The sequence below is a fragment of the Azoarcus indigens genome, assembly GCF_004361735.1.
Taxonomy (GTDB): Bacteria; Pseudomonadota; Gammaproteobacteria; order Burkholderiales; family Rhodocyclaceae; genus Azoarcus; species Azoarcus indigens.
In genome coordinates, this window is record NZ_SNVV01000001.1 from 485,990 (window position 1) to 506,501 (window position 20,512).

Genomic DNA, 20,512 nt, shown 5'->3' on the forward strand with positions numbered 1-20,512 from the left:
GGAAACCGGCAGACGCCCCCACTTCAGAGAACTGGAGATGACGTACAGAGACACCTGGATCGAAGGCCCCAAGGGCCGCCTTTTCGTCCGTACCTGGTCGCCCCAGGCGCTCACCCGCCAGGCGCCCATCATCCTGCTGCACGACTCCCTGGGCTGCGTGCAGTTGTGGCGCGGCTTGCCGGAGGCCCTCGCACGGGCGACCGGCCGGCAGGTGGTGGCGTACGACCGGCTGGGCTTCGGCGAATCGGCGGCGCATCCAGGCAAGCTGGGCCTGGACTTCATCAACGCCGAGGCCGAGGGCGATTTCGACGCCCTCAGGTCGCAGTTGGACCTGGAGCACTTCGTCCTGCTCGGCCACAGCGTCGGCGGATGCGTGGCGATCAACTGCGCCGCCCGCTTCGGCACGCAGTGCGTCGCCCTGCTCACGCTGGCGGCCCAGGTCTTCGTCGAGGACGTCACCCTGCAGGGAATCCGCGCCGCCAAGACGCTGTTCGAGGATCCGAAGCAGTTGGAGCGCCTGCGCAAGTACCACGGCGACAAGGCGCAGTGGGTCCTGGACGCCTGGACCGGCTCCTGGCTCCACCCCGCCTTCTCGGCCTGGTCGCACGAAGCGGTGCTGCCGCAGGTGAAGTGCCCGACGCTGGTCATCCATGGCGTGGAGGACGAATACGGCTCCGCCGCGCACGCCCGCCTGATCGCGGAACGGGTGGCTGGGCCGGTGCAGCTGGAAATCCAGCCCGGCACCGGCCATTTCCCCCACCGCGAGAACGAGGCGGCGGTGGTGGAGACGCTGGCCCGCTTCATCCAGCCGCTGGCCTGATTTCCGCTCGGCAGGGGCCATTGGCGACGCTGCCCGCCCTGGCGCCTCCTGCGCCCCTCAAAAACGGCGAAGCGGTGCGATAAACCGGCGCCCTGCCCCGCCGGGCGAGTCCGGCGCAAGCGCCCTGTTCCCGCCGCAGCGCCACCAGTGAAAGCAGCCGGTGCGCGGATTTTTCACGCCTCGTTCCAGCTTGCCTCTGGCGCCGTGAGAAGCTGTGATATACCTAGCGTTCTCCCACAACCATGGCATGGCGGAACAATGAGCACGCAGGAATATCCGGTGGTTTTCGGCACGGACGACATCCTTCGCAGCCTGTGCGATTCGGTGACCAAGGTGCTGACGGTGGCGACGGAAAGCCAGGTCCGCTACGCCAACATGGTCCAGCGCATCAGCAAGACCTGCCTGAAGCCGGACATCGGCTGCTTCGTGCTGTTCGATGGCGGCTTCTCCGGCCTGGTGGTCATCAATTTCTCCGCCCATGCGGCAATGGAGTTGTACGAGCGCTACATGCTCAACATGGGGATGGCGAAGGAGGAGCTGGCCAGCGCCTTCACCTCGGACGAGGTCGGCAATGTGATGGGCGAGCTGATGAACCAGATCGTCGGCGACTTCACCGGCAAGGTGTCGCGCGAGTTGCAGACCCACATCACCCAGAACCAGCCCAAGATGCTGGCGCTGACCAAGCAGGTGATCCTCAGCGTGGATACCCACCTGGATCAGCCGGAAGCGCGCCGGGTCACCTTCTACACCGGCCGCAACAACATCTTTTACCTGGAGCTGGCGATAGACCGTACCGAGTTCATCCAGCTGAATGAATTCGCCGCCGCAGAAGAGCCGGACCCGGACGCACTGCTGGCGTCCGCCGGCCAGGAAACCGCGCCTTCCGGCCCGGCGACCAGCGCCATCAGCCAGGATGAACAGGACGAATTGCTGAAGTCGCTGGGCATGTGAGGCCCGGAAAGAAGAAAGGCCCACCGTCACGAATGGCGGTGGGCCTTTCTTCTTTCCGGCTGGAGGAAGCATCGGTCTGGCGTAAGCCCGGCAGGCCTGGCGGGCGGACGGATTCCGCCGCCTCGCTTGGCCGTTTGCCGCCGCCTTCGGGCGCGGCCCCTCATCCCGGCTCCGGCTGCAACTTGCTCCGCGCTGGAAATCAAGCGGCCTTTCCAAGCCAGCGCGACATCTCGCGGCAGCAAGCCTTCAGGCGGCCATCCCGAGCAGGGCCATCACCCGGTTGCGGCTCACCGCCGTCAAGGCCGGCGCTACCGCGGCGAAGACGTTGAAATCCGGCTTCTCCGCCATCGCCTCGAAACGCTGGACGAAGGACGCCGCCCAGTCGGACTCGTCTGCCGCAGCAGCCGCGCCTGTCGCCCCCTTCTGCTGCGGCTGCATGCGCGCGTCGGCCTCGGCCAGGCTGCGGCTGATGGTATTCCTGGCCTGGCGGATCAAGTCCAGCGCGGTCAGCACTTCCTGCAAGGTCTGGCGGGCGGCCTGGGTGTCGTCGGCGCGCCAGGACTGCGGCTGGATGGCGTCCGCCTCGGCTTCGGTGCGCACCCGGTTGAACTGGCCGGTGGGGAAGCGCTGGCCACCGCCCTTCACCGCCAGGGAGTCCCTTACCGCCGGCCAGTCGCCCTCGGCAACCGAGAACATCAGGCTGCCGCCGCTGCGCTCCACGCCCATGCCGATGGGTGCCAGCGCGTTCTGCAAGCGGCGCAACACAGCGGCTTCCCCGGCTGCCGGGTCCAGCGCCACGCTCACCTGCTTGCCGGCGGCGGAGAAGGACAGCGTTTCCTTGTCGCCGCTGCCCAGGCTGGCCGCGTCCAGCCCGCGGATGCGGAAGCGCTGCTGGGCGCTGCCGGCCTGCACCCCCCTGAGCTGGCCATCCAGCGTGCCGGCGGTAGCGGCATCGCGCTGGCGCCACAGGGCGTTGAACTGGCGCAGTTGTTCATTGAGCTTCGCATCGCTGCCCGAGGCAGTGCCGCTGTCGGCCTTCTTCTCCGCCAGCTTGCCGCTCAGGATGCCTTTCAGGCTCTGCAGGCGGCTGCCGGCCTGATCGAGGAAGTTCAGCGCCTGCTGGGCGCCGGCCACCTGCCGGTTCAGTTCGAAATCCAGGTTGCGCAGGCCGCCGCGGGTGGACGGCAGCCTGGCCGCCTTCTGGCCGGCGGAAGTTGCCTGCACGGTGCTGCGGCCGACGCCGCCGTCACCGAAGGCGAGGCGGCGGCCGGAAGTGCTGGTGCCGGAGCCTAGCGCGGGAATCTGCATCGTCTATCCGCCCCTCGCCTCAGAGGACGTCGAACAGGGACAGCTGGCTGACCGCGCCATAGGCTTTCTGCGTGGCCTGCAGGGCGACGGTGTAGCCGTTGAGCTTGACCGCCGCATCGCCGTAGTCCAGCTGGCCGAGGTCCAGCGCCGCCTGCTGGTTGGAGAGGCTGACGTTGGCGTGGTTGTTCTCCAGCGTGGCGAGGATGTTCTGCTGGCCGCCGAGGCGGGAGATGGTGGCGGAGACGATGTCCAGCGTGTCGTCCAGCAGGTCCAGCGTGCCGGTGACCTGCGCCCGCACCGCCGGGTCGTTCACGCTGGTGCCGGCGGTGCCCAGCACCTCCACCGTGCCTTCCATCGAGTTCAGCAGGCCGGCCAGCTCGGCGACGGTGACGTTGGCCGCCTGGGTGACACCGTTGCCCACCACCACCCGCTGTTCGGCAGTGTTGCCGGTGAAGCTGTAGCGGGAGCCGACCGGCGCGGTGTCGTCGTAGGTGATGGTGGGCGTGTCGGTGAGCGTGCCGGAGAAGAGGTAACGGCCTTCCTGGTCCTTGGTGTTGGCGGTGTAGAAGATGCTCTCCGCCAGCGACTTCAGCGAGCTGGCCATGGCGGCGACGTCGTCCGGCGTGTTGGCGCCATCGGCCGCCCACACCATCAGGTCGTGGGCCTGCAGGATGTCGTTGGAGATGGCGTCCAGGTGAGTCTCGTTCAGCGTCAGCCGGGACGACAGGGCGCCGATGTTGTCGCGGTACTGGTCCAGCGCCGCCTCTTCGCGGCTGAGGCGGGACAGGCGGACATTGGCGATCGGGTCGTCCGAGGGCTTGAGCAGGCGCTGGCCGGTGGCCATCTTCTGCATGATCTCGCCCAGCCGCACATTGGCGAGCTGCAGCGCGGTGTTCATCGTCGAGTGGTACTGGGTGCTGGCGATGCGCATCATCCTTCTCCTCAGCCCATGGCCGCCAGGGTGTTGTCGAACAACTCGTTGGCGACGGCGATGACTTTCATGTTGGCCTGGTACATCTGCTGGAACTGGATGAGGCTGATGGCTTCTTCGTCCTCGTTCACCCCGCTGGTGGATTTCCAGCTTTCTTCCGCCTGGTTGCGCACGGTTTCGGCGGTGCTCATGGAGGTCTGGTTCTGCTGGCTGTCCATCGCCAGCTTGCCGACCAGCTGGGTGGCGGCGTCGGAGAAGGACACGGTACCGATGGAACTCAGCGTGACCTGGCTGGACTGGATGCCGATGAGGTTCAGCAGGTTGCCGCTGTCGCCCGGCAGCGCCGGGTCGGAGGAGAAGGCCAGGTCGGCGGCGAGGAAGCCGTCGCTCACCTTGAGGATGGACGAAGTGCTGGTGGCGTCGAACTCGAACAGCGGGCCGCCGGCGGCGCCGGCCGGCGTGTAGCCGTCGGCCAGCAGATCGTTCACCCGGGTGCTGAACTGGTTCGCCATTTCGGTGACGGACTCCATCAGCGGCACCAGCACCGTGTTCTCGAAATCGTTCAGGCCGCCCAACTCGCCGCTGAGTTTGTCGCCCTTCACCACGAAGGACTCCTGGGCGAAGCTGAGCTTCAGCGTCTGCGAGCCATCGAGGTTGCCCTCCAGGCCGAGGGTGCCGGCCAGCGAACCCACCACCAGCGGCTGGCCGCTGCGCAGGGAGACGCTGCGGGTGCCGTCGGCCTGGTCCACCACCTGCACGCCGACCAGCTTGGAGAGCTCGTCTATCTTCAGGTCGCGCGCATCCACCAGGCCGGAGGTGTTGCCACCGGTGGCCTGGGCGGCGGCGATCTGCTTATTCAGATCGGCAATGCCGGCGCTGAGGCCGTTGATCAGCGACACCGTGGTGGCGCGCTGCTGGAACACCGCCTGGCGCTGGTTCACCAGCACCTGGTTGATGCTGTTGAAGCGCTGCGCCGCGGCGTCGGCGGCGCTGATGACCTGCTGACGCAGCGGGCTGGAGGACGGATCCACGCTGGCGGCGTTGAGCGCGGCGAAGAAGGCGTCCAGGCCGCTGTTGAGGTTGGAGGTGTCGTCGCCCATGACCTGCTCCAGCTGGGTCAGATAGGGCTGGGTGGTGCTGTACTGGCCGAGCGAGGAATTCGCCTGCCACATCTGCACGCTCTTGTAGCCGTCGCTGAACCGCAGCAGCGAGGAAACGGTGACGCCGTTGCCAGCCGCCAGCACGCCGCCGGCCAGCGGTTGCACCGAGGACAGCAGCACGCCCTGGCGGGTGTAGCCGGGCGTCATCATGTTGGCGACGTTCTGGCTGGTCATGTTGAGCCCGACCTGGGCGGCGAGCGCGCCGGACAGCGCGTTGTTGATCATGCTCATGGCGGTCTTCCTGTTCAGGGCGCGGGCGCCGTGCGGGCGTTCGCGGGCGCTTCCTGCTCATTCAGGGCGACCGCCGGGGCCGCCGGGTTAAATGCCGGAGCGGCGGCGAGCGGCGCGGTCATCGCCATGGCCGCCCGCTGCGGCTCCGCCGGCAGGATCTGACGCAGGATGGCATCGGCAACGCCGAAGGCGCGCTGGCCGGCGAGCACGTCCGCCACCACGCCGTCGGCCATGTCCAGCATGTCCTGGTTGATGCGGTTGTTGAACACGCTGTCCTCGCCCGCCATCTCGCGGGTCACCTTGCGCATCTGGCGCATCATCTCGGCGATGAAGAAGCCCTCGAAACGCTCGGCGGCGTGTTCCGCCTTGGCGCGGTAGGCCGGGTCCAGCACCGGAGCTTCGGCGGCGGTGGCGGTGGCAAGCAGGCCGGCGCCGCTGCTGTTCAGGGTGTCGAGTTCCATGTGCTGTCCTCAGATGACGATGAGTTCGCCGTCTATCGCGCCGGCCTGGTCCAGCGCCTGCAGGATGGCCATGACGTCGTCCGGCGTGGCGCCGGTGCTGTTCACCGTGTCGATGATGCTCTGCAGGCTGGCGCCGGCCGGCCACTTGAACATGCGCGGCGCATCCTGCTCCACCGAGATCTGCGATTGCGGCGTGACCACCGTGTCGCCGCGGCCGAAGGGCGCCGGCTGGCTCACCTGCGGCGTCTCCGAGATCACCACCTTGAGCGCGCCGTGGGAGATGGCGGCCGCCCTCACCCGCACGCCCTCGGCGATCACCACCGTGCCGGTCCGGGAGTTGAAGATGACCTTGGGCGTGGCTTCGCCCACGTCGACCATCAGCCCTTCCAGCGAGGCGACGAAGGCCACCCGCTGGGTGGGGTTCTCCGGCGCCATCACGTCCACGCTGGTGGCGTCGCGGGTGGAGGCGATCTCGCCGTAGCGGCGGTTGATGGTCTGCACGATGTTGGTGGCGGTCTGGAAGTGCGGCCGCTTGAGGCTGAGGCGCACCGTGGGCCGGGTGTCGAAATCGCTCTCGATCTCGCGCTCCACGGTGGCGCCGTTGGGCACGCGGCCGGCGGTAGGCGTGTTCACCGTGACGTTGGAACCGCTGGCGCCCTGGGCGGACAGACCGGCGACCACCAGGTTGCCCTGCGCCAGCGCATACACCTCGCCATCGGCACCGCGCAGCGGCGTCAGCAGCAGGGTGCCGCCGCGCAGGCTCTTGGCGTCGCCCAGCGAGGACACGGCGATGTCTATGGTCTGGCCCTTGCGGTAGCCGGGCGGGAACACCGCGCTGACCATCACCGTGGCGACGTTCTTCAGCCGGGTGCTGCTGCCGGTGGGCAGCTTCACGCCGAACTGCTTGAGCATGTTGTCCACCGACTGGCCGGCGAACTTCACCTGGGTGCTGTCGCCGGAGCCGTGCAGGCCGACCACCAGGCCGTAGCCGATGAGCTGGTTCTCGCGCACGCCTTCCACGTTGACCAGGCTGCGCAGCGCCTGCGCGGCCTCTGCGGCGGTCGGCACCAGCAAGGGCGCGGCGGCGAGCAGGAGGCCGGCGGCGAGTTGGATGAAGCGTTGCTTGCGCATGGAAACCTCGGGGTTCAGAAGGGCATCCAGGGGCTGTTGAAGAGCCGCGTCAGCCAGCCGGCGGAGTTGGCGTCCGCCAGCGCGCCGCGGCCGGAATAGGCGATGCGGGCGTTGGCCACCCGCTGGGAGGAGACGCTGTTGTCGCTGTCGATGTCGCTGGCGCGCACATAGCCGCTGAGGCGGATGAATTCCTCGCCCTGGTTGAGGTAGAGGGTCTTCTCGCCCTCGACCCGTAGCAGGCCGTTGGGCAGCACCTCGTGCACCACCACGGTGATGGCGCCCTGCAGGGTGTTCTGCTGCGAGCTGGTGGCCGAGCCGTCGAACTCGCGCTCGGCGCTGGCGGAGGCATCGGTGCGCAGCGTGCGGTTGCCCAGGCTCAGCGGCGAGAGGGAGAAGCTGCTGTCCTTGCCGTAGCTGGTGTTGGCGCGTTTGCTCGCCTGGGTGGTCTCGCGCAGCACCACGGTGAGCACGTCGCCGGGGCGGAAGGCGCGGCTGTCCGAGGTCATGGACCAGGGCGAATCGGAGATGAACACGCCGCCCGCCTGCCCCTTGCGCACCGGCGGCTGCAGCAGCGCCATGCGCAGGTCCTCGTCCGCCGCGGTGGGTGGCATGGGCTGCAGCGCGGTGCAGGCGGACAGCAGCGGCGACAGCAGGCAGCAGGCGAGCTGGCGGGTGTTCATGTCAGCGCACCGCCTGGGCGAGGTACTGCATCATGTTGTCGGCGGCGGAGAGCACCTTGGTGTTCATCTCGTAGGTGCGCTGGGCGGCGATCATGTCCACCATTTCCTCCACCACCTGCACGTTGGAGCCTTCGAGCGCGCCCTGCTTCAGCTTGCCCATGCCCTCCTCGCCCGGCACGCCTTCATTGGGCACGCCGCTGGCCACCGTCTCGCGGTAGAGGTTGTCGCCCAGCGCCAGCAGCCCGGCCGGGTTCACGAAGCTCACCAGGGTGAGCTGGCCCAGTTGCTCCGGCGCGGCGGCGTTGGCGATGGTGGCGGAGACCACGCCGTTCTCGCCGATGGTGACGCCGGAGGCATTGGCCGGGATGACGATCTCCGGCACCAGCGGCAGGCCCTGGGCGGTGACCAGGCGGCCGTCCGCATCCACCTGCAACTGGCCGGCGCGGGTGTAGGCGATGTCGCCGTTGGGCTGCTGCACCTGCAGGAAGCCCTGGCCGACGATGGCCACGTCCAGCGCCTGTTCGGTGGTCTGCAGGTTGCCGGTGGTGAACACCTTCTGCGTGCCGACCAGGCGGGTGCCGTTGCCCAGCTGCACGCCGGAGGGTGCGGTGGTGTTGTCGTCGCGCTGGGCGCCGGGCTGTACTTCCACCTGGTAGAACAGGTCTTCGAACACCACCCGGTCGCGCTTGAAGCCGACGGTGTTCACGTTGGCGATGTTGTTGGCGATGGCCTGCAGCTTGGCGTCCTGGGCCTGCACGCCGGTCTTGCTGATCCACAGTGCGGGATTCATGGTCTTGCTCCGTATGCCTGGTGATTAATCGCGCATCAGGCGGTTGCCCGCCTCGGCCATGTCGTCGGCGGCCTTGTAGAGCCGCATCTGGATCTCGAAGTCGCGGTTGAGGTTCATGGTGGCCACCATCTCACCGATGGCGGAGACGTTGCTGCCTTCCAGGTGGCCGCTACGCAGGGTGACGGTGTCATCCACCGCCAGCTCGGCGCCATCGCGGGCGACGATGAGGCCGGCCTCGTTCTTGGTCAGCTCCGCCGCCTCGCCGCGCACCAGCCGCAGGCGGTCCACCGGCTGCATGTCGTTCTGCCCCGGCGGCAGGATGGAAATGGTTCCATCCACACCTATGCTCAGGCTGGTGTAGGGCGGCAGCACGATGGGGCCACCGTCGCCCAGCACCGGCCGGCCATTCACCGTCAGTGCGCCTTCGCCATCCACCGAGAAGTTGCCGCTGCGGGTGTAGGCCTCGCCGCCCTGCCACTCCACCGCGAACAGGCCGTCGCCGACGATGGCGACGTCCAGGTCGCGGCCGGTCTGGCGCATCACGCCCTCGCCGCCGGACACCGCGTTGGCCTGCAGCCGGCTCATGTGGCGGGAGTCGTAGCCGTAGCCGCCCACCGCCTGGCTGGTGGCCAGTTCCAGGTCGGCGCGGAAGCCGCCGGTGTCGAGGTTGGCGAGGTTGTTGGCATGCACCTGCTGCGCCTTGAGGGCGCGTTCGGCGCTGCTCATCACCGTGTAGATCAAGGCATCCATGTGGGCGCTCCGGCGGGCTGGCTTACAGCGCCTGCATCAGGGTCTGCATCATCTCGTTCTCGGTCGAGATGACTTTGGTGTTGGCCTGGTAGTTGCGCTGGGCGGACATCAGGGTGACCAGCTCGGAGGTCATGTCCACGTTGGACTGCTCCAGCGCGCCGGCGGTGAGGCTGCCGGCGAGGCCGACGCCCGGCGTCGAGTACAACGGCAGGCCGGAGGCGTTGGAGGTGGTCCAGCTGGTGTCGCTGATGGGCACCAGCGCGTCCTGGTTGGGGAAGGTGGCGAGGACGAGGGTGCCCACCTTCAGCTTCTCGCCGTTGCTGTAGGTGGCGAACACGCTGCCGTCGGCGTCGATCTGCACGCCGCTCTGGGTGCCGGCGGCGTAGCCGTTGGCGGCGTTGGTGGTGGTGGTGGCGTCGCCGCCATACTGGGTGGTGCCGGTGTAATCCAGCGCCAGCGTCATCGGCTCGGCGCCGGTGGGCGTGCCGAGGTTCACCGTGACCGCGGCGGTGGGGCTCTGCAGCCGGCCTTCGGTGTCGAAGCTGAGCACCTGGGAGCCGACCGGGGCGCCGCCGTCGAAGGTGTAGTAGGCGGTGATCTCGTTGGTGTCGGTCTTGACGAAGTACTGCGTCACCGTGTGCTTCACGCCCAGCGAGTCGTGCACCACCGACAGCACCGAGCTGTTGAAGGACTGCGGATCGGCCGGGTCGAAGGTGGCGACGGTGGGCACCGTCCAGTCCACCGACAGGTTGCCGACGTAGTTCAGCGTGGTGCTGGCCTGGGCCGGGATCTGGCCGGTGGGGATCTGCAGGTTGCCCATGGCGCCCAGCGCATCGCTGCCTTCCACCGCGGCGTAGCCCTGCACCTTGCGGCCAAAGCTGTCCACCAGGTAGCCGTCCTTGTCCTTGGAGAACACGCCGACGCGGGTATAGACCTCGGTGCCGTCGGTATCGCGGGTGACGAAGAAGCCGCCGCCGCTAATGGAGACGTCCAGGTCGCGGCCGGTGTTGAGCACGCCGCCGCCTATGCCCAGCGTCTGCGTCAGCGAGGACACCTCGGTGCCGGTGGGCTGGGTACCGGCGTACATGGAGGCGAAGTTGGCGCGGCTGGACTTGAAGCCGTAGGTGCCGGAGTTGGCGATGTTGTTGCTGATGGTATCCAGCTGGGTGTTGATGGCGTTGATGCCGGACAGGGCGATTTCGAAGCTCATGGTTGCATCCTCTCGAACCTGGGGTTGTTCAGTTGACGCTGCTGCCGTTGAAGGCGGTGATCGCGGTGCTGGAGATTTCGCCGAGGTTGGCGACGGTGAGCATCACCCCGGTGGTGGGCGACAGCCGCACCTTCTGCACCTGGCCGGTGATGCCGATGGCCGGCGTCTCCCCGCTGTCGGCGACCACGCTCATGGTGTAGCTGCCGGCCGGCAGGCCCAGCGCTTCCGGATCGATGGTGAAGGCCACCTCGCCCGGCGCGTGGGTACCCAGCTGCAGCTTGTAGGTGCTGCCGCCTTCGCCGGTGAGCACCAGCGTGGTCGCGGCGCTGGCATTGCCCAGGGTGAAGCTGCCGCTCACCGGCTCGCTGGACAGGTTGACCGTGTCGGTGGTGACGGTGACCTGGGAGCCGACCTGGCCACCCAGCGTCAGCACCTGCAGACTCTCCAGCATGGAGGCGGTGACGCCGCTCTGGCTCACCAGGTTCTGCAGCGCCTCCATCTGGCTCAGCTGGGTGAGCTGGCCGACGAACTCGCTCGGGTCGGTCGGCTCCAGCGGGTTCTGGTTCTTGATCTGCGCCACCAGCAGGGTGGTGAACAGCTCGGACGGGCTGTCGTCCGTCGAGCTCATGGTGATGGCAGACGACGAACTGCTGCCGGTGGTATTGCTGCCGTTGTTGCTTACCGCTGCGGTCATGATCAGTTCTCTCCCAGCCTGAGCAGCGACTGCTGCATGGATTTCACCCGGCCCAGCACCTCGACGCTGGATTCGAAGGCACGCGAGGCGGCCATCATGTCGGTCATCTCCGCCACCGAATTGACGTTGGGGTAGAACACCATGCCGTCCTCGTTCGCCAGCGGGTTGTCCGGCTCGTAGGCCTGGCGCAGCGGCTCGGTGCTCTCCACCACGTCCAGCACCTGCACGCGGGCGCCGGCCACCTGTTCGCCGCTGCGCTCGTAGATGGAGGCGAACACCGGCTTGCGCGCGCGGTAGGTCTCGTTCTCGGTGGCGGAGGCGGTCTGGGCGTTGGCGAGGTTGCTTGCCACCGTGTTCAGCCGCAGCGACTGGGCGGTCATCGCCGAGCCGGCAATCTGCGCGATATTCCTGAATGACATGTTTATTGCCCCTCTATGGCCTTGGCCAGGCCCTTGAGCTTCATGTTGAGAAAGGTCAGACTTGTCTGGAAATCCGAGGCGTTCTGCGAGAACTGCGCCTGTTCCGTCCCCAGCTCCACCGTGTTGCCGTCCTGCGTCGGGTTGTTCGGCAGGCGATACAGCAGTTCGGTGTCGGCGGTGCCCAGCGACAGCCCTTCCCCACCGGCCACCTGCCGCAGCGTTGCGGCGAAGTCGATGTCCCGCGCCTGGTAGCCGGGCGTGCTGTCGTTGGCGATGTTGGATGCCAGGATCTTCGTCCGCTCCGCACGCAGCCGCAGCGCATCCGGATGCAGCCCCAAGGCCTTGTCGAAATTTATGCCCATGCGTTTACCTCATTCATCCCGCTTGTTCGAAGTCCTGCTCGGCCTGGCCTGCGCCAGCGCCCTGCCCGCCCTCGCCGCCAGCGAGGAACCAGTGGCTCGCGCCGCGCGCGAATTCCTGCTCGACCGCGCCGCGCAGGCCGGGCTGGTGCAGCCGGAGGTGAGCCTCAAGCTCATCGCCGGCGACGGCGCGCCGCTTGCCTGCGCCACCGCGCCGCGGGTGGAAGCGCTGGACACCCGCCACCCCAGCCGCATGCGGTACGCGGCGGTGTGCCCGGCCAGCGGCGCGCGGGCGGAGTACGTGGTGCGCGCCGAGCTGTCGGCGCAGGTGGTGGTGGCGCCCGGCGGTATCGCCGCGCGCCGGCCCATCGCCGGGCACGAAGTGACGCTGGAGCGGCGCCCGCTGGCGGGCAGCGCCGAGGTCACCTCCGACCCGGAGGACGTCATCGGCCAGTCCGCCCGCCGCGCCATCCGCGCCGGGCAGGTGGTGGACCGCAAGCTGCTGGTCGAGCCGGTGCTGGTACGGCGCGGCGCGGCGGTGCGCATCGTGGCGCGCAACGGCCCGGTGCTGGTGACCGCCGCCGGCGAGGCGATGGAAGTGGGCCACGCCGGCGACATCGTGAACGTGCGCAACACCACCACCGGCAACGTGATCCGCGCCCGGGTGATCGGCAGCAACGAGGTGGAACCGGCGGACATGCCCATCGCGCCCTCCGCTCCTCAATCCGCCCGCTGAAGCCGGCGGGCGATGCTCACCAGCTTGTCGGCATAGTCGGGATCGGTGGCGTAGCCGCCCTGCGCCAGGCCTTCGGCGTAGGCGCGGGCATCGCCACCGGCGTTGAGCGCGCCGCGGTAGCGCGGGTTGTCCGCCAGCAGCGCGGCGAAGTCGCGGAAGGCGCTGGCCGGCGTCGGGTAGCTGCGGAAACGCTCGGCGCGGCGCACCGCCACGCCCTCTTCGAATTCGGTGGTCTGCGCCTCCACGGTGGCGCCCTGCCAGTTGCCGCCGGCCTTGATGCCGAACAGGTTGTGGGTGTCGCGGCCATCGTCGCCGCGCAGCGGCCGCTGGCCCCAGCCGGACTCCAGCGCCGCCTGGGCGGCGACGATCTCCGGCGCCACGCCCAGCCGCCGGCCGGCCTCCCGCGCCCACGGCGCAATGCGGCCGAGGAAGGCCTGCTGGTGCTCGGCCATGCCTTCCACCGCCAGCCCGGAAGACGTGGCCCGCTCCACCGCGCGCAGCGCCGCCGTTTTCAGCGTGGCGGCGCGCTCACCTTCTTCGTCTGCCGCGGCCTGCTGCAGGCGGGCGCGCCATACTTGGCCGGCGGCGTTCAGGTCCAGCTCCTGCGAGCCCTTAGCGATGAAGTGCTGCACCTCGTCGCGCACGCTGCCCATCATGCTGGCGAAGCCGGCGCGGCTCATTTGCGTGCCCGGTGGCATGCTCAGCGGCAGCGCGATCTCGTCGCGGGCGGCGGCGATGCCGGCGGCGTAGGTGGAAACGGCGGGGTCAGCGCGGAACATAGGTGTCGGCCTCGGTGTTCAGCACCCGCTGCATGATCTCGTGCTGTTCCATCAACAGATTGCAGTTGCGCTGGTTCATCGCCTTGCATTCGCGCACCAGCCGCTCCAGCCCCTGCCAGCTGGCCTGCAGCCGTTCACGCGGGTTGGGCGGCAACATGGCGAAGATGCGCTGCATGGCCTCGGCGCCCTTCTCCAGCGACAGCCGCCCGGCCAGGGCGACACGCTCCTGCCGCCGGGCTTCCAGCGTGCCGGCGAGGGCGACGATGGCCTCGCCCACCGCGGCGATGGCCTCGCTGCGGTGGCATACCGCGGCCTCGAACTGCTCCTGCAGCAGGCCGCGCAGCCGGTTGTAGTCGGCGACGTCGGCACCGATGCCGGCAGCAAGGCGCAGCAGCAGATCCTTGCGCTTCACCCGCGGCCTCCGTGGAAGCGCGCTATCAGCCCGGCCAGCTTGCCGGCGTCGAAGGGCACCTCGCCGCGCGCCAGCGCCTCGCGCAGGGCGGCGACCTTGGCCTGGTCGATGTCGGGCATGTCGCGCAGCGCCTGCAGCGCCGGTTGCAGCACGGCGGACTGCAGCTCGCCGGTGGCATTGGCCTGCGGCGTTGCGGCCTTGGCGGTGTCGCTGGCGGCGGCTTCGCTCACCGGCGCGATGGCCGCTGCCTGGGGGCCTGCGGAACCGGAAATCTTCATGGAATGGCCTCTTGCTCTGGTACGCATGTCATGTCCGCTCGTTCGCTGCTCAGCGCGCGCCCGCGCCGGCGCGGAACTGGCGGCGCAGCTGGTCTATCTGTGCGGCATCCGGCAGCGCCGAATCCACGCCCTCGATCAGCGGCGCGACCTTGTCCGGCACGCCGAACATGGAGGCCACCATCTGCGCCTGGCCGGTGGTGAGGATGAGGAGCTCGATGCGGCGGTTGATGCCGGCGGTGGAATCCTGGGTGTCCAGCGGCGCGCGCTCGGCCATGCCCACCACCTGCAGCACGCTGTGCGGGTTCATGCCGCCTTCGAGCAGCTGCACCCGCGCCGCCATCGCCCGGTTGCTGGACAGCGACCAGTTGGACGGCGCGCCGAAAGCGCGCGACAGGAAGGGCTTGGAGTCGGTATGGCCGACGATGAGCATCTGGTTGTCGATCTGGGCGAACAGCGGCCCCATCTTGCGCAGCAGCTGCTTGAACTTCTCGCTGGGCACCGCGCTGCCGCGCTCGAACATGCCTTCGCGGTCGGTGTCGTGCAGCATCACCCGCAGGCCGTAGGGCGTCACCACCGTCTGCAGGTTGCCGGCGAGGCCGCTCTGCTCGCTCAGGCGGGCAAGGATGAGGGCCAGCTCCTGCAGGTCGGAGGCAGAATCGTAGTGGCTCTTCAAGCGCATGCGCGCCGGGTCGGGGTCGATGTCGGTGTTACCGATGTGCTTGCTGTTGCTGGTGGTCTCGCCGCGGCTGGGGATGGGCTCGCGCGGGATCAGGCTGCCGCTGGGCGCGCCTATCGGGTCGGGGATGCGGCGCTCGCCGCCCTCCAGCATGCTGGCGCTGGATTCGCGCAGGCTCTCCTCCAGCTGTTCCTTGTCCCGCGCCGCCAGCACCCACAGCACCAGGAAGAGGCACATCAGCGCCAGGCAGAAGTCGGCGAAAGCCACCTTCCAGCTGCCGCCGTGGCCGCCATCATCGTGCTTGCGCGAGACGCGCTTGACGACGGCTTCGCTGTGCTGCTTGTTGTTGTTCGCCATGGTCGCCGGGGCCTCAGCTGCGCGCGTCCTGCAGCGCGTCTATCCAGGATTCGAGCTGGGCGAAGCTCGGCTTGATGTTGAGCTGCACCAGCCGGCGGCCGGCGTCGATAGCGAGCAGCGGCGGCTTGCCGGAGACGTGGGTGACCAGCACCACCTTGACGCATTCCATGTTGGACATCTCCTGCGTCACCAGCTGCTTCATGACGTTGCTGAGCGGGTCGAGCACGCCGTAGCAGAAGAAGATGCCGATGAAGGTGCCGACCATGGCGGCCGCCACCTTGGCAGCGATCTCCGCCGCGCCCAGGCCGTCGCCCACCGAGTTCATCGCCATCACGATGCCCAACACCGCGGCCAGGATGCCGAAGCCCGGCATGGCCTCGCCGATCTTGTGCAGCGACTTGGAGGGCTGCTCCAGCTCGTCGTGGATGGCCTCCAGTTCCTGCTCCAGCACGCCCTCCAGCTCGTGGCCGCTGATCTTGCCCATGGCCATCAGGCGGAAGTTGTCCACGATGAAGGCGAGCAGCTTGGGCTCTTCCAGGATCAGCGGATAGCGGCGGAACAGCGGGCTGTCGTGCGGCGCCTCGACGTGGGCGTCCAGCGCCTTGAGGCCGCCGGCGGCGGTCTGCAGCAGCTCGTACATCAGCAGCAGCAGCTGGCGCTGGAAGTCCGGACCCTGCTTGCGGCGCGACACCACCTTGCGCAGCTGGATGAGCATCTCCGACAGCACATGGCGCGGGTTGCCGAGCACGATGGCACCCAGGCCGGCGCCGGCGATGATCATCAGCTCCACCGGCTCCCAGATGACGTGCAGCGCACCGCCGCCGAGCATGAAGCCGCCGAAGACGCATCCCAGCACGATGGCGATACCCAGGATCTGCTGCATGAATTGCTCCCGTTTCCTTTCAGTGTTGCGTCTTCATTCCAGGCAGGCCTTCATCTTGCGCAAGGCCCCCTTGTTGATCTGGCACACGCGCGCTTCGGTGAGGCCGAGCACGGCGGCGATTTCCTTCAGGCTGAGGTCGAACTCGTAGTACAGCTGGATGACGCGCTGCTCGCGCCCGTCCAGCGCCAGCAGCGCCTGCTCGATGCTGCGCCGGCGCACCAGCAGGGTTTCCGGCGAGGGGCGGTCGGAGGGCAGCTTGCCCATCTCGTTCATCATCTCGTCGAAACTGGCCAGCATCTCGGCGCTCTCGGCCAGCTGGTATTCCTGGTAGGCCTCCACGCTGAGTCCCAGCGCCTTCATGATCTCGGCCTCGCTCGGCTCGCGCCCCAGGCGGCGGGTGAGCTCGCGCACCGCGTCGCGGTTGCGGTGGCTCTCCTGCCGCACCGAGCGCGGCCGCCAGTCCTGCCGGCGCAGCTCGTCCAGGATGGCGCCGCGCACCCGCATCGCCGCGTAGGCGCCGAACTTCTCGTCCGGCGTGCCGTAGCGGCGCAGGGCGTCAAGCAGGCCCAGCAGACCGATCTGCTCCATGTCCTCGCGGTCTATCGCGCCGCCGCTCTGGGAATTGAGCTGGCGCACGATGCGCTTGACCAGCGGCGCGTAGGCGAGCAGCTGCGTCTGCTCGTCGGCGACGTCCTGGACTTCCGCGTAGCCGGTCTGCATGTCCATGGTCACTCGATGATGAGCTTGCCGATCATGGCTTCGACGAAGGGCTTGCCGCCCGGCTCGCGGGCGTAGCCTTCGTCATAGGCCTGGTTGATGCCGGCGGCGAACTGGTCCACCGTCATCTGCCCGGCCTGCTCGAAGGTGTAGGCAGACATGGCCTTCACCGCGATGCTGCGCATCAGCGGCAGGTGGGCCTTGGCGGTCTTCTCGCTCTCCAGCGGCGTCTTGAACACCAGGTCCAGCGCCAGGTAGTGGGACAGCGGCTCGCCCTCGCGGCCGCGCAGCATGACGATGACCTTGTCGAGGCTGACGTAGCGGTACTCGCGGGTATCCACCTGCGGCTTCTGCTCCGCCACCTGCGGGGTGGCGCCGCGCGAGTTCAGCCACCACCAGGCGGCACCGCCACCGGCCGCCGCCATCAGGCCGCCGACGAGGATGAAGACGATGAGGAGCTGGGTTTTCTTCATCGCCGCTTACCCCTGCTCGCCGCTCAGGGAGAAGCCCTGCGGCGCATGGCCGGCCTCGGCTTCGGCCAGGGCGCGGCCCGGCTCGTCCGCCTGGGCTTCGGCCTGGCGCTGGCGCTGGCGGCCATCGCCGTCGCGGCCGGCGTCGGACACCTGCACGCTGACGTCGCTGAACTGGCGCAGCGCCGGGTCCTGCCGCAGGCTGTCGCTCAGTGCATGCAGCTGGCGCAGCACGTCGCCGTGGGTGGCGCTCAGATGCACCTGCAGCGCGCCGCCTTCATGGCGGACGACGATTTCCACCGTGCCCATCATCGGCGGATCGAGGCGGATCACCGCCCGCTCGCTGCCGCGCGCCAGTTGCACTTCCAGCCGCTCGCCCAGCGCCTGGGCCAGCGGCTGGCGCCACTGGCTGGCTTCGCCATTGGGCAGCTTGAGGGTGGCGCTTTCGCCGGCAGCGCTGCCGCTGGCCGACGCAAGCGCGGCGGATACGGCGGGGGCGCTCGCCGCTGGCAGGCGCTCGACCGCGCTACCGTCCTGCGCGGCGGCCAGCACGGTGTCGCGTTGCGGCAGGCGCACCGCCGTGGTGGGCTGCAGCAGATCGGCTGCAGTGGAATTGCGATTCGCGGCGGCCATGTCAGTGCGCGCCTGGGTGGCGGTGGCATCCTGCGCCAAGGCCGCGGCGGCGGGCCGGGCGAGCGCGGCCACCGCGCTATCGCCATTGCCGGCGGCCACGGTGGCTTCGCCTGTGGGCGCCGCCTGGGCCTTGCCGGTGGCGGCCGCGACCAGGGCGGCGACGATGGCGGCCACCGAGCCGTTGGCGTCCATCGCCGGCGTGGCCGGCGTCTGCGCCTGCAGCGCGCCGTCGGCCGGGGCTTCGGCCTGCTTGCCCGCTTCATCCTCCAGACCGGCGCCCTGCTCCAGCGCCGGATCGTCGCCGGCCGCCAGCGGGTCGGCCGCGCCCTGCAGCGCGGCGATGAAATCGCCGGGGGGGGTTGCGGCTTCATTCGCCGCCGTGTCGGGGACGGTGGATCTGCCGGCGGCCGGCGTGGTCGCCAGCACCGCGCCGATGCTGGGCGCGGCCGGGGCCGCGGGGCCCTGGGCAGGCGACTTCGCCGGCGCGGATACCAGGCTCAACAAGGCATTCATGTGCGGCTCTCCTGCCATTCTTCGTTCATCGCGTAGGCCATCCAGCCTTCCTTGCTTTCCCGCATCTGCCCCAGGCGGCGGCCGGCTTCGGCGGTTTCCCGCAGGCAGTCGGCCTGGGCGGCGGCATGGGCGCGCTGCAGTTCGTCCAGCGCGCGCTGCTCGGCGGGGCTCCAGGCGCCGTGCGCGGCCAGTTGCGGCAGCGTGGCGGCCAGTTCGCGGTCCACCCGGCCCAGGGTTTCCCAGTCCTTGTCGGCGGCGGCGGCGGCCAGGCGGCGCGCCAGGCGCAGCAGCGCTACCTGCCTATCCATGGTTGGCCTGCATGCCTTGCCAGCCGTGGCGCAAGGTGGTGATGAGGCCGATGACTTCGTCCACCGCCGCCACGTCCAGCGCGTAGCCGGCGTGGTAGAGGCGCTGGGCGCAGTAGTCGTAGAGGCGGCCGAGATTGACGACGAGCTCGCTGCCGGCGTCGAAGTCCAGCGCGCTGGAGAGGCCGTTGAGGATGTTCACGCACTTGTCCAGGCTGATCGCCTTGGCCTCGTAGCGCTTGCTCTCGATGTGGGCGCGGGTGCGCGCCAGCTCTTCGAGCAGGCCGTCGGTGAGGATCAGCACCAGTTGTACCGGCGAGGCCTGGGCGGCCCGGGCGCCCAGATTGACCTCGTGGTAGCTGCGATAGGCTTCGTGGTTCAAGCTCTTACCCCTCGTTGGATGTCTACGCCGGCCAGCCTCAGCTGCTGCTGGTCGACAGGCTGCTGAACAGGCCGGATGTCTCGCTCATCTGCGCCGTCAGCGTCTGCAATTGGGTGAATTGGGCGAGGTAGCGCGCGTAGGCGCTGTCGTACTTGCGGTCCAGCTGTTCCTGGCGCGCGGTGTATTGCGCCTGCAGCTTGGTCACCGTTTCCTGGCGGCGGGCGATCTGGCCGGAGGCGCTGTTGAGCCAGCTGTCCAGGTAGATGTCGAAGTTGCCGAGCACGCCGGTCTGGTTGCCGGCGCGGGGGCTGCCGAAGAAGCTGTCCAGCTTGCCCGGGTCGGCTTCCAGCGCGGCTTCCAGCTTGTCGGTATCCAGCGCCATGGTGCCGTCGCGGCCGATGCTGATGCCGAGCTCGCGCATGCTGACGCCATCGGCGCCGTCGCGGACGATGCCGGCCAGCCGGGTCTTGAGGTTGCGGATGCCGGTGTCGGAAGCAAAGATGGCCGAGGAGGAACCGGCGTCCGGGTCGCCATAGGCGGTGAGGTCGCCCAGCACCTTCATCAGCGCGTTGTAGGCGCTGACAAAGCTCTGCACCTTGGAGGTGGTGGCGCTGGTGTCGGTGCCCACCGTCAGCGTGGCCGGCGCGCTGCCCTCGCTCATCGCCTGGGTGAAGGTGACGCTGACGCCTTCGATGGCGGTGAAGGTGTTGGAGCTTTGCTCCATGCGCAGGCCGGAATCCTTGTTGCCCAGCCACACCACCGCGTCTTCCGCCTTCACCAGTTCCACCCCGCCGCCACCGAGCGCGGTCTTGAGGTCGCTGGCCGGCAGGCCGCTGGTGTCCAGCGTGATGGCGCCGTCGCTGCCGGTGGTGGCCGAGGTGAGCACCAGCTGGCTCTTGCCGCCGCTGGTGACGACCATGGCGGAGACCTTGCCGCCGTTGTCCTCGGCGAGGTTGATGGCGCGCGCCACTTCGCTGGGCGAGAGCTTGCCGTCGCCGTCGCGGTCGGAGGCGGCGAGATCCACGGTGAAGCTGCTGCCGTCGCCCAGCTGGATGATGAGCGGGCCGCCGTTGATGACGTCGATGTCCGGCGGAATGTCTTCGAAGGCGAGCTGGTGCGCGGTGGCGACCTTCTCGACGAAGAAGGCGTAGCTGCCGGCCGCCGCGGTGGACGAGGCGGTGGCGGTGCCGACCGCGGACGAGAAGGTGGCCGAGTACTGGGCGACGCCGGTCTTGACCGAGGTGAGGCCGGCCAGCGCGGTGTCGAAGGTGCTCAGCGCGCTTCTGAGCTTGGTCAGCGCGGTGGTGGTGCTGGTCGCCTTTGCCGTCTGGGTATCCAGGCGGGATTGGGCGTTCTGGGTGTAGTAGGTCGCCAGCGAGGCGGCCGTCGAGGTCGGGTCGATGTCAGCCATGGAACGCTCCTGCCGAGGGGGAAATGGGGTCTGCCTTGGATAAGGCGACCACTTGCCCTTGCGAC

At 68.8% G+C, this 20,512-nt stretch carries 26 protein-coding genes; 3 read left to right on the top strand and 23 right to left on the bottom strand.

Going from position 1 to position 20,512, the window contains the following annotated elements; translation table 11 throughout:
- Positions 1-37: 37 nt before the first annotated feature.
- Both C7389_RS02270 and C7389_RS02275 read left to right on the top strand, forming a co-directional pair.
- Complete coding sequence (locus tag C7389_RS02270) at positions 38-820, top strand: alpha/beta fold hydrolase (protein ID WP_133587912.1); 783 nt, start codon at positions 38-40, stop codon at positions 818-820.
- 258 nt (positions 821-1,078) lie between these two features.
- Positions 1,079-1,771 (top strand): DUF3334 family protein, encoded by a 693-nt coding sequence (locus tag C7389_RS02275; protein ID WP_133587914.1) that lies wholly within the window; start codon positions 1,079-1,081, stop codon positions 1,769-1,771.
- Positions 1,772-2,017: 246 nt separating this feature from the next.
- Here C7389_RS02275 and C7389_RS02280 read toward each other — a convergent pair whose 3' ends face one another.
- The 12 genes from C7389_RS02280 to flgB are packed head-to-tail and all read right to left on the bottom strand — an operon-like array spanning position 2,018 to position 11,898.
- Positions 2,018-3,079, bottom strand: coding sequence for a hypothetical protein (locus C7389_RS02280; protein ID WP_133587916.1), 1,062 nt, complete (start codon positions 3,077-3,079; stop codon positions 2,018-2,020).
- Between the two features lie 19 nt (positions 3,080-3,098).
- On the bottom strand, positions 3,099-4,013 hold the full coding sequence (gene flgL / locus C7389_RS02285) for a flagellar hook-associated protein FlgL (protein WP_211168155.1): 915 nt from the start codon (positions 4,011-4,013) through the stop codon (positions 3,099-3,101).
- A gap of 8 nt (positions 4,014-4,021) precedes the next feature.
- Positions 4,022-5,401 carry a flagellar hook-associated protein FlgK gene (flgK, locus tag C7389_RS02290; protein ID WP_133587918.1) on the bottom strand — a complete coding sequence of 460 codons (1,380 nt, stop codon included), beginning with the start codon at positions 5,399-5,401 and terminating at the stop codon, positions 4,022-4,024.
- A 14-nt stretch (positions 5,402-5,415) separates the two neighbouring features.
- Positions 5,416-5,862, bottom strand: coding sequence for a rod-binding protein (locus tag C7389_RS02295; RefSeq protein WP_133587920.1), 447 nt, complete (start codon positions 5,860-5,862; stop codon positions 5,416-5,418).
- 9 nt (positions 5,863-5,871) lie between these two features.
- A complete protein-coding gene (locus C7389_RS02300; RefSeq protein WP_133587922.1) occupies positions 5,872-6,993 on the bottom strand; it encodes a flagellar basal body P-ring protein FlgI in 1,122 nt (373 codons plus the stop codon).
- A 14-nt stretch (positions 6,994-7,007) separates the two neighbouring features.
- Positions 7,008-7,673, bottom strand: coding sequence for a flagellar basal body L-ring protein FlgH (flgH, locus tag C7389_RS02305; RefSeq protein WP_133587924.1), 666 nt, complete (start codon positions 7,671-7,673; stop codon positions 7,008-7,010).
- A 1-nt stretch (position 7,674) separates the two neighbouring features.
- Positions 7,675-8,463, bottom strand: a complete 789-nt coding sequence (flgG, locus tag C7389_RS02310) for a flagellar basal-body rod protein FlgG (RefSeq protein WP_162851639.1) — start codon at positions 8,461-8,463, stop codon at positions 7,675-7,677.
- A 24-nt stretch (positions 8,464-8,487) separates the two neighbouring features.
- Positions 8,488-9,213: a flagellar basal body rod protein FlgF gene (locus C7389_RS02315; RefSeq protein ID WP_133587926.1), complete on the bottom strand. Its 726-nt coding sequence runs from the start codon at positions 9,211-9,213 to the stop codon at positions 8,488-8,490.
- A gap of 22 nt (positions 9,214-9,235) precedes the next feature.
- Entirely contained in the window at positions 9,236-10,423 is a 1,188-nt protein-coding gene (gene flgE / locus C7389_RS02320; protein WP_133587928.1) for a flagellar hook protein FlgE, read from the bottom strand.
- 28 nt (positions 10,424-10,451) lie between these two features.
- On the bottom strand, positions 10,452-11,117 hold the full coding sequence (locus C7389_RS02325; RefSeq protein WP_133587930.1) for a flagellar hook capping FlgD N-terminal domain-containing protein: 666 nt from the start codon (positions 11,115-11,117) through the stop codon (positions 10,452-10,454).
- Between the two features lie 2 nt (positions 11,118-11,119).
- Positions 11,120-11,536 (bottom strand): flagellar basal body rod protein FlgC, encoded by a 417-nt coding sequence (gene flgC, locus C7389_RS02330; RefSeq protein WP_133587932.1) that lies wholly within the window; start codon positions 11,534-11,536, stop codon positions 11,120-11,122.
- A gap of 2 nt (positions 11,537-11,538) precedes the next feature.
- Entirely contained in the window at positions 11,539-11,898 is a 360-nt protein-coding gene (flgB, locus tag C7389_RS02335) for a flagellar basal body rod protein FlgB (RefSeq protein ID WP_133587934.1), read from the bottom strand.
- Here flgB and flgA point away from each other — a divergent pair.
- Positions 11,897-12,631 carry a flagellar basal body P-ring formation chaperone FlgA gene (flgA, locus tag C7389_RS02340; RefSeq protein WP_162851640.1) on the top strand — a complete coding sequence of 245 codons (735 nt, stop codon included), beginning with the start codon at positions 11,897-11,899 and terminating at the stop codon, positions 12,629-12,631. The genes flgB and flgA overlap by 2 nt on opposite strands.
- On the opposite strand, the gene flgJ is transcribed toward flgA, so the two are convergent.
- Genes flgJ through fliD form a run of 11 tightly spaced genes read right to left on the bottom strand, consistent with a single transcriptional unit; the run spans position 12,616 to position 20,447 of the window.
- The gene (gene flgJ, locus C7389_RS02345; protein ID WP_133587938.1) at positions 12,616-13,410 is read right to left on the bottom strand and encodes a flagellar assembly peptidoglycan hydrolase FlgJ; all 795 of its coding nucleotides are present in this window, start codon (positions 13,408-13,410) and stop codon (positions 12,616-12,618) included. The two genes, flgA and flgJ, sit on opposite strands and share 16 nt — an antisense overlap.
- Positions 13,397-13,822 (bottom strand): flagellar export chaperone FlgN, encoded by a 426-nt coding sequence (gene flgN, locus C7389_RS02350; protein ID WP_133587940.1) that lies wholly within the window; start codon positions 13,820-13,822, stop codon positions 13,397-13,399. Before flgN ends, flgJ begins: the two co-directional genes overlap by 14 nt.
- Positions 13,819-14,100, bottom strand: a complete 282-nt coding sequence (flgM, locus tag C7389_RS02355; protein ID WP_133587942.1) for a flagellar biosynthesis anti-sigma factor FlgM — start codon at positions 14,098-14,100, stop codon at positions 13,819-13,821. Before flgM ends, flgN begins: the two co-directional genes overlap by 4 nt.
- A gap of 49 nt (positions 14,101-14,149) precedes the next feature.
- Positions 14,150-15,133, bottom strand: coding sequence for a flagellar motor protein MotB (locus C7389_RS02360; RefSeq protein WP_133587944.1), 984 nt, complete (start codon positions 15,131-15,133; stop codon positions 14,150-14,152).
- A gap of 13 nt (positions 15,134-15,146) precedes the next feature.
- The gene (motA, locus tag C7389_RS02365) at positions 15,147-16,016 is read right to left on the bottom strand and encodes a flagellar motor stator protein MotA (protein ID WP_133587946.1); all 870 of its coding nucleotides are present in this window, start codon (positions 16,014-16,016) and stop codon (positions 15,147-15,149) included.
- A gap of 33 nt (positions 16,017-16,049) precedes the next feature.
- A complete protein-coding gene (locus C7389_RS02370; protein WP_133587948.1) occupies positions 16,050-16,742 on the bottom strand; it encodes a FliA/WhiG family RNA polymerase sigma factor in 693 nt (230 codons plus the stop codon).
- 2 nt (positions 16,743-16,744) lie between these two features.
- The gene (locus C7389_RS02375; protein ID WP_133587950.1) at positions 16,745-17,206 is read right to left on the bottom strand and encodes a flagellar basal body protein; all 462 of its coding nucleotides are present in this window, start codon (positions 17,204-17,206) and stop codon (positions 16,745-16,747) included.
- 6 nt (positions 17,207-17,212) lie between these two features.
- Positions 17,213-18,349, bottom strand: a complete 1,137-nt coding sequence (locus C7389_RS02380; protein WP_133587952.1) for a flagellar hook-length control protein FliK — start codon at positions 18,347-18,349, stop codon at positions 17,213-17,215.
- Positions 18,346-18,657 (bottom strand): hypothetical protein, encoded by a 312-nt coding sequence (locus tag C7389_RS02385; RefSeq protein ID WP_133587954.1) that lies wholly within the window; start codon positions 18,655-18,657, stop codon positions 18,346-18,348. Before C7389_RS02385 ends, C7389_RS02380 begins: the two co-directional genes overlap by 4 nt.
- A complete protein-coding gene (gene fliS, locus C7389_RS02390) occupies positions 18,650-19,036 on the bottom strand; it encodes a flagellar export chaperone FliS (RefSeq protein WP_133587956.1) in 387 nt (128 codons plus the stop codon). The genes C7389_RS02385 and fliS overlap by 8 nt, the downstream gene beginning before the upstream one ends.
- A 37-nt stretch (positions 19,037-19,073) precedes the next feature.
- Complete coding sequence (fliD, locus tag C7389_RS02395) at positions 19,074-20,447, bottom strand: flagellar filament capping protein FliD (RefSeq protein WP_133587958.1); 1,374 nt, start codon at positions 20,445-20,447, stop codon at positions 19,074-19,076.
- Positions 20,448-20,512 lie beyond the last annotated feature (65 nt).